This is a genomic window from Microcoleus sp. AR_TQ3_B6 (assembly GCF_036702785.1).
Classification (GTDB): domain Bacteria; phylum Cyanobacteriota; class Cyanobacteriia; order Cyanobacteriales; family Microcoleaceae; genus Microcoleus.
The window spans coordinates 4,145-17,570 of sequence record NZ_JAUBVJ010000052.1; the positions used below are offsets into that span (position 1 = coordinate 4,145).

Genomic DNA, 13,426 nt, shown 5'->3' on the forward strand with positions numbered 1-13,426 from the left:
TAAAATCTAAAATCGATGGACCGCTTTCACCAGCGACTGACAGGCATGGAGGAAAACGGCAACATCGACCCCAAGTGCGACGTACTGAACGCCAGCATCAATCCACTGCTTGGCGATTTCGGGGTTATCCGCAAAAGTACCCGCAGCTTTGCCTGCTTTGCGGATGGTTTGCACTGCTTCCTGCATCATGTCGATGACTCGGGGGTCGCGGACTTGGCCGGGAATTCCGAGAGACTGTGAAAGATCGTAAGGTCCCAGAAAAATCACGTCAACCTGCGGCACACTAACAATTTCTGCCAGGTTGTCGATGCCGCCTTTGCCTTCGACATGAATCACAACTAAGGATTCTTCGTTAAGTTGGTCGGTGATATTTGTACCTGCTGCGGTGTAAAGTCCGGCCCGCGTAGCGAAGGAAAGGCCTCGCGTGCCCAGAGGACTGTATTTAGCGCTTTTGACAGCGGTTTCGGCATCGATTTTGCTTTCAATTTGAGGTACTTGAACGCCTGCAGAGCCGATGTCGAGAGCTCGTTGAATTTGCGGCCCGTCGTTTTTGCGGACGCGAACAATTGGTGCAATTCCGCTGCAGTCGGCGGCGCGACACAAATCTTCAGCAGCCAGCGGGTGTAGGGGACCGTGTTCCATGTCGATAACCGCAAAGTCGAATCCAGCGTGACCGCATATTTCCATGAAAGCGGGATAAGCGCAGTTGATAAATAAACCGAGGACTGTTTCGCCTTGTTTAATTTTTTGTTTGAGTTGGTTTTGACGCATAATTTTAATTTTTTTTTACCGCCGATGAATACCGATGAACCCAGATTGTTCTTAATTATACAGCTCAAATACTGCTGTTATAAATTACTTTAGGTTAACAGAATAGACAAAAATTTTGTAGCTGCTTTTGCTTCGATTTTAAATGGAATCAAGCACAAAAGCCAGCCAAAAATAAACATTCCTAATATTGGTAAAAATATTGCTCCCACGGAGGGTTCGACTAACCAAGCAAATAAAGAAAACAGTCCTATACTGCCAGTTGTCCACAGCCAAAGAATCAGAAATGCTATGACTAGTTTAGGTAAATTCATGCGAATTTTGATGGAACACCCGAAGGGTTGAGGATAGATAACTCCTTGTATAATTGGGAAAATTAAATGGCGACCGATGATGATGCGATTGATTTTGAAGGTATTGCCAGAAATTGTTCCTTCATAAAGTTTGGCAGGTGGGGGAACCAAGGGTATAATTATTCTAAAAAGTTTGGGGAAAGTGACAACTTCGTCCAACCTGCGCAAAACTTCCGAACAAGTTAAACTGGTGGTAATTGTTAAACTTTCAAAAGGAATCAATAACCTAAAAAATTTTCCTATTTTGAGCATAAGGTTGAGCCGACTGTTCAATAGTTGTTGCTGGTATTAATGCCTCTTGTCTAAAAAATTTTTGCCCTGACATCACCGCGAAATACCAGTATACTGCAAAATAAACATTTGGATGGGATGAGTGTTTTTCGCGCTATGTCAAAATTAATTCCACAATCTCCGATGAAAGTTCGACGGTATCTATTTTCGCTCAAAGGTCGATCGCTCGTTAGCCTCACCCTCAGCATAATTTCCGCGATGGGGAGCATTTCGCCAGTATTTGCCGCACCTGGGCGTAATCCAGACAATGCAGAAACTTGCGACATTCTAGTAGCAGGCGGCGGGCTCGCAGGTGCTGCTACCGCTTACGAAGGTTTGCTGGCGGGGCGCACAGTTTGCCTCACAGAAATTACTGACTGGGTAGGCGGTCAAATTTCCTCCCAGGGAACTTCCGCACTCGATGAAAGAGAGACTCAGCGATCGCTCTTATTTTACCCCCGCGGCTACCTAGAATTGCGGCGGCGGATCAAGGAACATTACGGCAGGCTAAATCCCGGAGGCTGTTGGGTTAGCTATTCGTGTTTCATGCCCTACGACGGTCACAAAATTCTATTTAACATCTTGCAGGATGCGGCTAAAACAGGCAAAGGCACGCTGAAATGGTTTCCCAATACGGTTATAAAAGAACTAGCAATTACTCCTGCTGTGGCGGGGAATACGGTAGGGGGTCAACAAATTAAAAGTGCGATCGCCATTCAACACAAACCTGCAGCCAACACCGGGCCAATCAACACCGAAACACTTTCTCAGACTATCGAAGATGCCTATCGCTACGAAAATTCTGCGCGATTTAACAAAACTATTATTCGGTTTATTCCTAAAGGATCTGGAACCCCCCCTAACCCCAGAAGAGGGGGGAATTCCACAAATTCCCCCGGTTTACAAGGAGGAGCTAGGGGGGGTGCTGATTGGTACGTTGTAGATGCCACAGAAACAGGCGAATTGATCGGACTTGCCGATGTTCCCTACCGCCTCGGAATTGACCCGCGTTCCCCTCTGGAACCTTCCTCCGCCAGCCCCAGCGGCGACCCTTACTGCACTCAAGGTTTTACCTACACCTTCGCGATGGAGGCAACGAAGGAACCGCAGCAGCATCAAGTGCCGTCTTTTTATCAACAATACGCTCCTTACTACAGTTACGAATTGCAGAGATTGGCGAGCTTTCCCTTAGTTTTCAGCTACCGCCAAATCAGAACCGTGAGGCCCGGAAAGCGACCTTCAGACCCCAAGCAATTCCCGATTTATCCGGGGGATATTTCGATGCAAAACTGGACTTGGGGCAATGACTACCGTCCCGGCAATTCTCAAGATAATTTAATTTACACTCGCGAGCAGTTGGCAGCAGACGGTCAACTGCAACCGGGGGGATGGATGGGCGGTTTGCGAACGGAAACTTTGCGCAGGGGCGAGGAAAATGCTAAAGGATTTTTCTACTGGCTGGTAACAGGAACTACTGACTCGCAGCTAGGAGAGGGAGTGAAAAAGCCTGATCCAAACAATCGTTTTTTGAGCGGGTTAAATTCGCCGATGGGGACGGTGCACGGACTTTCTAAATATCCTTATATGCGGGAGGGCAGGCGCATTATTGGGCGGCCGAGTTTCAATCAGCCTCAAGGCTTTACGGTGTGGGAAGTTGATATGTCTCGCACTGACTTTAAGGCTGATTTTTACCGCGAGAATTTGTCCGAGGAAGAGTATCGCAATTTGTGGTTGGCTGTGGGTGGTTTGAATGCGCCGGCTTTGGCTGTGGGAAGTCAATCTGTTGAGGAGACAAAATCGCGATCGCGCGCTACGATTTATCCTGATTCTGTGGGTATTGGTCATTATGCGATCGACTTTCACCCCTGCATGACCAACAGCCCGCCGGAAGCACCGGGAAATACCGAACGCGAAGGCACTCGCAAAGGTCAAGGGCAAGCTTATCCGTTCCAAATCCCCTTGCGGGCAATGATTCCTCAGAAAATTGACAATATGTTAGTTGCGGGTAAAAGTATAGCTGTTAGCCACACAGCGGCCGCTGCTTATCGAGTGCATTCTTTTGAATGGTCTGCAGGTGCGGCGGCGGGAGTTACGGCTGCTTTTTCCCTAGAAAAGGGGATTATACCTTATGAATTAGTGGACGAATTGCCGTCCCGCGAGCCGAACTTGGAAGTGTTGCAGTTGCGGTTGCAACAAAATGCCAATCCGATCGCATTTCCGGGTACTTCTATTTTCAATAGTTCGTGGCAAAATTGGAAATAATCGCACTTGTTAATCTGTAGGGTACCCGAACGGCCGCGCACCTTACCCCATAAACTGCTGCGGGATGTCGTCCGCGACAGGCGCACTCCGGGCTTCCGACTTTCCCAATGGTTTAACAAGGTTTTTTGACTTACCTGTGGTGTCTCCCATTATTCCAGACTCCAATTTGACACCTCAAGAGGGTAATTGCAATAGCCGACTTTTTGTAATCCGGGGGAAGGGAAACTTTTTATGCGATCGTACATCAAAGCTGTTGTGGAGTAAGCATCCTGTAGCGCTTGACTTTATTTTCGCTCCAGGTATAATGTAAAACCCATTACCATAATAGACACCAATTTGTCATCCACCTTTTGACAGAAGCAATCTAAGCTGTTACGCATTTAAACTTTATATTCTAGCAACCGAGGACGCTTGCACTACCCGGGATTCACGATTACCCAACAACCTATTTAGATGCTTAACAGCTTACCACTAATTTAGTCAGATAATAGCAATACCATCCGCTCGGTAAAACCAACAAGCGAGTTGGACATTTATTGACAACTCTACCGAACGTGCAGACTAAGCGAAAGCTACGATTTTTGAGTCATGACACCAACGAATGAACGCCAGTTTGTTGCTCTGTCGATTGTCATTAAGGCACGGATTAACGGTTTATAAATCCGCGTGTGGCAGTCCAAACAAGCTCTTAAATCATTGTCGAGGCAAACTTTACTTAGTAATAAAGTTGATTGAATAAATCATGTCAAACCACGTATTTCTCATAGACAGTAATAAGACACCGCTCAATCCAGTTCATCCAGCACAAGCTCGCAAGTTACTCGATTCCGGGAAAGCCGCTGTGTTTCAGTGTTATCCATTCACGTTGATTTTGAAGCGAGTCATTGAAAATCCAAATGTATATCCGTTAACACTCAAAATAGACCCTGGTTCAAAGTTGACTGGCATTGCGTTAGTTACGAATCAAGGCAATGTTGTCTGGGGAATGGAGTTGCAGCATCGCGGACAACAAATTAAGGACGCTCTCTTGCATCGTAGAGCGGTACGTAGAGCGCGCAGGAACCGCAATACTCGTTATCGCCAAGCACGATGCCTCAATCGTAAAAGACCAGATGGGTGGGTAGCTCCATCTTTAAGACACCGCATTTTGACAATAGAAACTTGGGTAAAACGACTGCAAAAGTTTGCACCACTTGATTCAATTGCTCAAGAACTTGTTAAGTTCGACACTCAAGCAATCCAGAATCCAGAAATCTCGGGGATTGAATACCAGCAAGGAACTTTGAAAGGTTATGAGTGCCGTGAGTACCTGTTGGAAAAATGGAATCGTCAATGCGCTTATTGTGGTGTCAAGGACGTTCCGCTCGAAATTGAACATATCCAACCAAAATCACAAGGTGGTTCAGACCGTATTTCTAATCTTTGCTTGGCTTGCCACAAGTGCAATCAACGCAAAGGAAATAGAGATATAAAGGACTTCCTCAAAGGTAAGTCAGATGTGTTGAACCGCGTTTTGAAACAAGCCAAAACGACCTTAAAGGATGCGACATCAGTTAACTCAATTCGCTGGGCATTGTTCAATACTTTGAAGTCTTTTGGATTGCCTGTGAGCAACGGGACTGGTGCTCAAACAAAGTTCAATCGGATGCGATTTTCGTTGCCAAAAGCTCATTGGATTGATGCGGCTTGCGTTGGCGTGGTCAATGCCATCAAACTTGTTACAACCAAGATTCTCAAGGTAAAAGCAACAGGTTTTGGTGGTCGGCAGCGATGTCAAACAGACAAGTTTGGCTATCCGCAAAAACATCGCCCGTTGCGTCCAATTCTGGGATTCTGTACAGGCGATATAGTTCGCGCTAATGTTCAAAAAGGTAAGTACAAAGGTACTTTTACCGCACGAGTCTGTCCCATGTCGCATGGTTACGGAGAATTTGTGATCGACAAAAAACGGAGGTCAATCAAACTGGACTACTTAACATCCATTCATCGAAAGGACGGATATGAGTACGCTTAATACTTGCCCAAACAGTAAGCAATGTACAGAGATATCAAACAATTCAGCTACAGTTTCTTACCCCTTCAAACTCGCCAAAGGTAACGGTCATGTCAACTGCACAGATAACAAAGCCCAATTCAAGTAATGGTTATGCCAAACAGTTACTCAGAACCTTAGTAGCTGTCAAAAAAGGGGACTTTTCAGTTCGGATGCCCATAGACCAGACCGGTCTAGCGGGGAAAATTGCTGACGAACTTAACGACATTATCGAGCTCAATCAGAAAATGGCCGCCGAACTCGAGCGCATCGGCACAGTTGTCGGTAAAGAAGGCAAAATCGCCCAGCGGGCCACCATCGGCAACGCCGAGGGGTCATGGGGAGCTAGCGTAAATTCTGTCAACACCTTAATTACAGATTTAGTACAACCAACCTCTGAAACCGCCAGAGTAATTCGGGCCGTAGCAAAAGGAGATTTATCGCAAACCATCGCCCTAGAAATAGAAGACAGACCCCTCAAAGGAGAATTCCTCCAAACAGCCCAAATTGTTAACACAATGGTAGACCAGTTGAGTTCCTTTGCGTCGGAAGTAACCCGGGTGGCTAGGGAAGTAGGAACCGAAGGGAAATTAGGCGTGCAAGCCCAAGTGCGGGGAGTGGCAGGAACCTGGAAAGATTTAACGGATTCAGTTAACTCAATGGCGGGCAATCTTACGGCCCAAGTCCGCAACATTGCGGAAGTGACAACGGCGGTGGCAAATGGCGATTTATCCAAGAAAATTACAGTAGATGTTAAAGGCGAAATTCTCGAACTGAAAAACACGATTAACATCATGGTGGATCAGTTGAGTTCCTTCGCATCAGAAGTAACCCGGGTGGCGAGAGAAGTAGGAACCGAAGGGAAATTAGGCGTACAAGCTGAAGTGCGGGGAGTGGCAGGAACCTGGAAAGATTTAACGGATTCAGTTAACTCGATGGCCGGCAATCTTACCGCACAGGTGCGGAACATTGCCGACGTGACGACGGCTGTGGCAAATGGTGACTTATCTAAAAAAATTACAGTAGATGTTAAAGGGGAAATTCTCGAACTGAAAAACACGATTAACATCATGGTGGATCAGTTAAATTCCTTTGCGTCGGAAGTAACGCGGGTGGCGAGAGAAGTAGGTTCCGAAGGCAAACTCGGCGGTCAAGCAGAAGTTAAAGGAGTTGCAGGAACTTGGAAGGATTTAACGGATAGCGTTAACTTCATGGCAGGCAGTTTGACAGCACAAGTCCGCAACATCGCTGAAGTAACAACCGCTGTGGCAAAGGGCGATTTATCCAAGAAAATTACAGTAGATGTTAAAGGGGAAATTCTCGAACTGAAAAACACCGTCAACACGATGGTTGACCAGTTAAATTCCTTCGCTTCGGAAGTAACCAGGGTTGCTAGGGAAGTGGGAACCGAAGGGAAATTAGGCGTACAAGCAGAAGTGCAGGAGGTAGCAGGAACCTGGAAAGATTTAACGGATTCAGTTAACTCAATGGCCGGGAATTTAACCGCACAAGTCCGCAACATTGCTGAGGTGACGACGGCGGTTGCTAACGGTGACTTATCTAAAAAAATTACAGTACAGGTTAAAGGCGAAATTTTAGAACTGAAAAACACCATTAACGTGATGGTGGATCAGCTTAATTCCTTTGCATCTGAAGTAACCAGGGTTGCTAGGGAAGTGGGCTCGGAAGGTAAACTCGGCGGTCAAGCGGATGTTCGAGGCGTAGCAGGAACTTGGAAGGATTTAACGGATTCAGTTAATTTTATGGCGGGTAGTTTGACAGAGCAAGTACGGAATATTGCTGCTGTTACGACTGCTGTGGCTAATGGCGACTTGTCGAAGAAAATTACGGTCGATGTTAAAGGTGAAATTCTGGAGTTAAAAAATACCGTCAACACGATGGTGGATCAGTTAAATTCCTTTGCTTCGGAAGTAACTAGGGTTGCTAGGGAAGTGGGAACCGAAGGGAAATTAGGCGTGCAAGCGGAAGTTAAAGGAGTTGCAGGAACCTGGAAAGATTTAACGGATTCAGTTAACTCGATGGCGGGCAATCTTACCGCCCAAGTGCGGAACATTGCGGAAGTGACAACGGCGGTGGCAAATGGCGACTTGTCGAAGAAAATTACAGTAGATGTTAAAGGGGAAATTCTCGAACTGAAAAACACGATTAACATCATGGTGGATCAGTTGAGTTCCTTCGCATCTGAAGTAACCAGAGTTGCGAGAGAAGTGGGAACGGAAGGTAAATTAGGCGTGCAAGCTTACGTGCGGGGTGTAGGGGGAACTTGGAAAGATTTAACTGATAATGTTAACTTGATGGCCGGGAATTTGACGGCGCAGGTGCGGAATATTGCGGAAGTGACGAAAGCGGTGGCAAATGGCGATTTGTCTAAGAAAATCACCGTCGATGTTAAAGGCGAAATTCTGGAGTTGAAAGATACTATTAACGTGATGGTGGATCAGCTTAATTCCTTCGCTTCTGAGGTGACGCGGGTGGCGCGGGAGGTGGGAACTGAGGGTAAGTTGGGCGGTCAAGCTGACGTGAAAGGAGTTGCGGGAACTTGGAAAGATTTAACCGACAATGTAAACTCGATGGCGGGGAATTTGACAGCGCAAGTGCGGGGTATTGCTAAGGTTGTGACGGCGGTGGCGAATGGCGATTTGAAGCGCAAATTAATGCTGGAAGCTAAGGGAGAAATTGCGACTCTGGCAGATACGATTAACGAGATGATTGATACGCTGGCGACGTTTGCCGATCAAGTTACTACTGTGGCGCGGGAGGTGGGAATTGAAGGGAAATTAGGAGGCCAGGCGAGGGTTCCGGGCGCGGCGGGGACGTGGCGAGATTTGACGGATAATGTGAATGAGTTGGCGGCGAATTTGACTACTCAACTGCGGGCGATCGCCGAAGTGGCAATTGCTGTTACCAGAGGGGATTTAACGAGGTCTATTTCCGTCGCGACTGAAGGAGAAGTTGCCATTGTTAAGGACAACATTAACCAGATGATTGCCAATCTCCGGGAGACGACGCAGAAGAATACTGAGCAAGATTGGCTGAAAACAAACCTCGCTAAGTTCACTCGAATGCTACAAGGTCAGCGGGATTTAGAAACTGTTTCTAAACTAATTCTCTCAGAATTGACGCCGCTGGTTTCTGCTCAGCATGGCGTATTCTTTATGATGGAAGGTGTGGAGCACGATCCGTTCCTCAAACTGTTAAGTACCTACGCATACCGCGAACGCAAACAGTTAGGAAATAGATTCCATTTAGGCGAAGGTTTGGTAGGACAGTGCGCCCTGGAAAAGGAACGAATTCTGTTGACGGAAGTGCCGGATAACTACGTTAAAATTGGCTCGGGGCTGGGAGAATCTACGCCGCTGAATGTCGTGGTTTTACCCGTACTATTTGAGGGACAAGTGACGGCAGTAATTGAGTTAGCTTCGTTCCGCCGCTTCAGCGAAATACACTTGACATTTCTCGACCAACTTACAGAAAGTATCGCGATTGTTTTAAATACAATTGCGGCGAGTATGCGGACGGAAGAGTTGCTGAAACAGTCGCAGTCTTTGGCCGAAGAGTTGCAAACTCAGCAAAAGGAATTAACGGAAACTAACAAGCGTCTCGAACAACAAGCGCAGTCGCTCCGCACTTCAGAGGAACTGTTGAAGAGGCAGCAGGAAGAGTTGCAGCAGACGAATGAAGAACTAGAAGAACAAGCTGAATTGCTAGCGCTGCAAAATAAGGAAGTTGAGCGGAAAAACCGAGATATCGAACAGGCGAGGGGTCTGCTGGAAGAAAGAGCTGAACAGTTGGCTCTAACTTCCAAGTATAAGTCGGAGTTTCTGGCAAATATGTCTCACGAGTTGCGAACTCCGCTGAATTCGCTGTTGATTCTGGCTCGATTGCTTTCTGACAATACTGAGGGTAATTTGACTCAGAAGCAAGTTGAATACACGCGCACAATTTACTCGGCGGGAACCGATTTGTTAGGGCTGATTAATGACATCTTGGATCTCGCTAAGATTGAATCAGGTACGATGTCGGTGGAAATTGAGCAAGTGTTGTTTGCCGACTTGCGAGAGCATTTGGATCGAACTTTCCGCCAAATCGCTCAGGATAAGAAGTTGAGTTTTAAAATCGACCTTGAGGTTGGGCTGCCAAAAGGTCTCTATACTGATGCTAAACGGCTGCAACAAGTTTTGAAGAATCTCCTCTCTAATGCGTTTAAGTTTACAGAGCGGGGTGAGGTGAAATTGCGTGTCGAAGTGGTGCGGGAAGGGTGGAGTTTAGAGATAGACAGTTTAACGAGTTCCGCTACTGTTTTGGCTTTCTCAGTTAGCGATACGGGGATTGGGATTTCGGCTGAAAAACACAGGGTTATTTTTGAGGCTTTCCAACAAGCTGATGGTAGCACTAGCCGCAAATACGGGGGCACGGGTTTGGGTTTGTCAATTAGTAGAGAAATCGCTAATCTGTTAGGCGGAGAAATTAAATTGACAAGTCGCCCTGGTGAGGGTAGTAAGTTCACGCTTTATCTGCCCCAAACTTACCAGGAATCGCGAATAATGAATGATAAGGACTCGGGAACGGGCAAGCAAACGCCTCAATTGCCTGCTGCTATTTCTTCCCCACCTCCGGCGCCGAATTTCAACTTGCCGATCGCCCCTTATCCATCACCTATTATCGCTGATGACCGGGAAGATGTCGATCCGGGCGATCGGGTGCTGTTGATTATTGAAGATGATGTGAACTTCGCTCGGATTCTTTTGGATATGGCGCGGGAACAGGGTTTTAAAGGTTTAGTGGCTTTGCGGAGCGATATCGGTTTGGCGATGGCGCGAGAGTTCAAGCCAACTGCGATTATGCTGGATCTAAATTTGCCTGTGATGGATGGCTGGACAGTGCTCGATCGCTTGAAGCATGACCCAACTACGCGCCACATTCCGGTTCACATTGTATCAGTTGAAGAAGGGCGGCAGCGCAGTTTGCAGTTAGGGGCGATCGCGTACTTACAAAAGCCTGTCAGTCGCGAAGCTTTGAGCAAAGCTTTGAGTGATATTAAGGGTTTTGTGGAGCGGCCAGTGAAGAATTTGCTAGTTGTGGAAGACGACGAAACGCAGCGCCTCAGTATTGTGGATTTAATCGGCAATCACGATGTTTCTACCACGGCTGTGGGGAGCGGTGCAGAGGCGCTAGAAACTTTGAGGTTAGGGCGTTTTGACTGCGTGGTACTCGATTTGGGACTGCCAGATATGACTGGTTTTGAACTGATCGATCAGATTAAGCAAGAGGCAAGTTTGAAAACTCTGCCGATTATTATTTATACGGGCAAAGAGTTGACGAGAGCCGAAGAAACTCAACTGAAGCGCATGGCGGAAACCATCATTGTTAAAGATGTGCGGTCCCCTGAACGTTTGTTAGATGAAACAGCTTTGTTCCTGCACCGAGTCCAAGCAGATTTGCCGCAACCGAAGCGCGAAATGCTAGAGCAATTGTATCAAACAGATGCGACGCTCGCTGGCAAAAAAGTCTTGATTGTTGACGATGATATGCGGAATATTTTCGCGCTGACGAGTCTGCTGGAACGCCATAAAATGGAAGTTGTGTATGCTGAAAACGGCAGACAGGGCATTACTACATTGCAAACTACGCCTGGGATAAATATTGTGTTGATGGACGTGATGATGCCAGAGATGGACGGTTACGAAACAATGCAAGCAATTCGTAATATGCCTCAATTCGCTTCCATGCCAATGATTGCTCTGACTGCGAAAGCTATGAAGGGCGATCGGGAAAAATGTATCGAAGCTGGGGCGTCAGATTACATTACCAAACCTGTTGATACGGAACAGTTGCTCTCGCTGCTGCGTGTTTGGCTTTATCGATAATCGAAAGAAGGAAGAAGTAAGAAGTAAGAAGGAAGAAGGAAGAAGGAAGAAGGAAGAAGGAAGAAGGAAGAAGGAAGAAGGAAGAAGGAAGAAGGAAGAAGGAAGAAGTAAGAAGGAAGAAGGAAGAAGTAAGAAGGAATAAGTAAGGAGTAAGAAGTAAGAAGGAAGAAGGAAGAAGGAATAAGTAAGAAGGAAGAAGGAAGAAGGAAGAAGGAAGAAAGAGCAATTATGAAAGAACCAAGGCCCAAGTCCCAATACTTCGGCTACGCGAGCGTACTTCCAAGTCCCAATTACCCAATCCCAATTACCAATTACCAATGACCCATTACCAATTACCAATTAAAAATGCCCGAAACCCATGAACTTGAAACAATCGAAATTAAACTGCTACTAGAGGGAATATTTCGCTATTACGGATTTGATTTTCGCAATTATGCTCTTGCCTCTCTCAAGCGCCGCATTTGGAACACTATTCGCTCGGAACAGCTCACCACTGTCTCGGCACTTCAGGACAAGCTACTCCACAATCCTGCCTACCTAGACCGTTTCCTGCTGGACATTTCTGTGAATGTAACGGCGATGTTTCGCGATCCCACCTTTTACCTTAGTTTCAGAAATAAAGTGGTGCCAATGCTGCGTACTTATCCTTTTATTCGGATTTGGCACGCTGGATGTTCAACGGGAGAAGAAGTCTATTCTATGGCAATATTGCTGCAAGAAGAAGGACTTTATGACCGCTGTAGGATTTACGCTACTGACATGAATGAATTAGTTTTGAAAACAGCAAAAAATGGTATTTTCCCGCTGAAATCCATGCAAGAATATACGCAACTATACCACCAAGCAGGAGGCAAAAAAGCGTTTTCTGAATATTATACTGCTGCCTATGAAAATGCGATTTTTCGCTCTTCTCTTAAAGAGAATATTGTCTTTGCTCACCACAACTTAGCAACGGATACTTCTTTTAATGAATTTAATGTTATTTTGTGCCGGAATGTGATGATTTATTTCAATTCACACCTCCAAGCTCGGGTACACAAGCTTTTTTATGAGAGCCTGGGAATGTTTGGAGTTTTAGGGCTGGGACATCAGGAGTCTCTGATTTTTACACCTTATGAAAACCACTATGAACCAATTGAAATTAGCGAGAAGCTCTACCGCCGAGTTAAATAAAAAAAATTTTGAAATAGTGGTTGTTGGCACGTCTTTGGGAGGGCTACAGGCTTTGACAGTCCTGCTGGGAGATTTGCCAGAAAGCTTTCCTTTGCCTGTAGTTATTGTCCAACACCGCCATAAGAGTTCTCAGGATAGGCTTACTGATTTTTTACAACAGCAAACCTCTCTCCAAATCACTGAGGCAGAAGACAAAGAGCCGATCGCCCCGGGACGGGTTTATTTGGCTCCTGCTGACTATCACTTGCTCATAGAATTGCCCCGAGAGTGGGATCCGAGCGAGTCTGAAAACGACTTTACAGACTGGGGGACGGTTGCAGTGGAGCCGATCGACAATTCAAACTCCCCAATCCTAAGTCGCCCAACTCCTACATTTGCACTCTCAACAGAGGGTCCTGTCTGCTACGCGCGGCCCTCAATCGATGTGCTGTTTGAGTCTGCTGCGGATGCCTTTGGGGAGAAAGCGATCGGGATAATTTTAACGGGAGCTAATTCTGATGGTAGTCAAGGGCTGGCAAAAATTAAAGCTGAGGGAGGATTGACATTCGTGGAGGAACCGGCGTCGGCTCTATGCCGGACAATGCCGGCATCCGCGATCGCAAATGTTGAAGTAGACTGGATTTTACCCCTCTCTAAAATCGCTCCCTGTTTAGTCAAGTTGCTAAGAATTAAAAATTAAA

At 46.4% G+C, this 13,426-nt stretch carries 8 protein-coding genes; 6 read left to right on the forward strand and 2 right to left on the reverse strand.

The features are described from left to right. Positions 1–6: 6 nt before the first annotated feature. A complete protein-coding gene (locus tag QUB56_RS22605) occupies positions 7–771 on the reverse strand; it encodes an aldolase/citrate lyase family protein (protein ID WP_332958298.1) in 765 nt (254 codons plus the stop codon). Between the two features lie 89 nt (positions 772–860). After that, the gene (locus tag QUB56_RS22610) at positions 861–1,343 is read right to left on the reverse strand and encodes a hypothetical protein (protein ID WP_332958299.1); all 483 of its coding nucleotides are present in this window, start codon (positions 1,341–1,343) and stop codon (positions 861–863) included. A gap of 192 nt (positions 1,344–1,535) precedes the next feature. On the opposite strand from QUB56_RS22610, the gene QUB56_RS22615 reads away from it, so the two are divergent. The 6 genes from QUB56_RS22615 to QUB56_RS22640 all read left to right on the forward strand — a co-directional run bounded on the left by QUB56_RS22615 (position 1,536) and on the right by QUB56_RS22640 (position 13,425). Continuing rightward, positions 1,536–3,653 carry an FAD-dependent oxidoreductase gene (locus QUB56_RS22615; RefSeq protein ID WP_332958301.1) on the forward strand — a complete coding sequence of 706 codons (2,118 nt, stop codon included), beginning with the start codon at positions 1,536–1,538 and terminating at the stop codon, positions 3,651–3,653. 742 nt (positions 3,654–4,395) lie between these two features. Then, a complete protein-coding gene (gene iscB / locus QUB56_RS22620; RefSeq protein WP_332958302.1) occupies positions 4,396–5,667 on the forward strand; it encodes an RNA-guided endonuclease IscB in 1,272 nt (423 codons plus the stop codon). 89 nt (positions 5,668–5,756) lie between these two features. Then, a complete protein-coding gene (locus QUB56_RS22625) occupies positions 5,757–11,573 on the forward strand; it encodes a HAMP domain-containing protein (RefSeq protein WP_332958303.1) in 5,817 nt (1,938 codons plus the stop codon). Next, positions 11,554–11,715 carry a hypothetical protein gene (locus QUB56_RS22630; RefSeq protein ID WP_332958305.1) on the forward strand — a complete coding sequence of 54 codons (162 nt, stop codon included), beginning with the start codon at positions 11,554–11,556 and terminating at the stop codon, positions 11,713–11,715. The genes QUB56_RS22625 and QUB56_RS22630 overlap by 20 nt, the downstream gene beginning before the upstream one ends. A gap of 203 nt (positions 11,716–11,918) precedes the next feature. After that, entirely contained in the window at positions 11,919–12,746 is an 828-nt protein-coding gene (locus QUB56_RS22635) for a protein-glutamate O-methyltransferase CheR (protein WP_332958307.1), read from the forward strand. Next, positions 12,700–13,425: a chemotaxis protein CheB gene (locus QUB56_RS22640; protein WP_332958310.1), complete on the forward strand. Its 726-nt coding sequence runs from the start codon at positions 12,700–12,702 to the stop codon at positions 13,423–13,425. The genes QUB56_RS22635 and QUB56_RS22640 overlap by 47 nt, the downstream gene beginning before the upstream one ends. The last annotated feature ends 1 nt before the right edge of the window (position 13,426 follow it).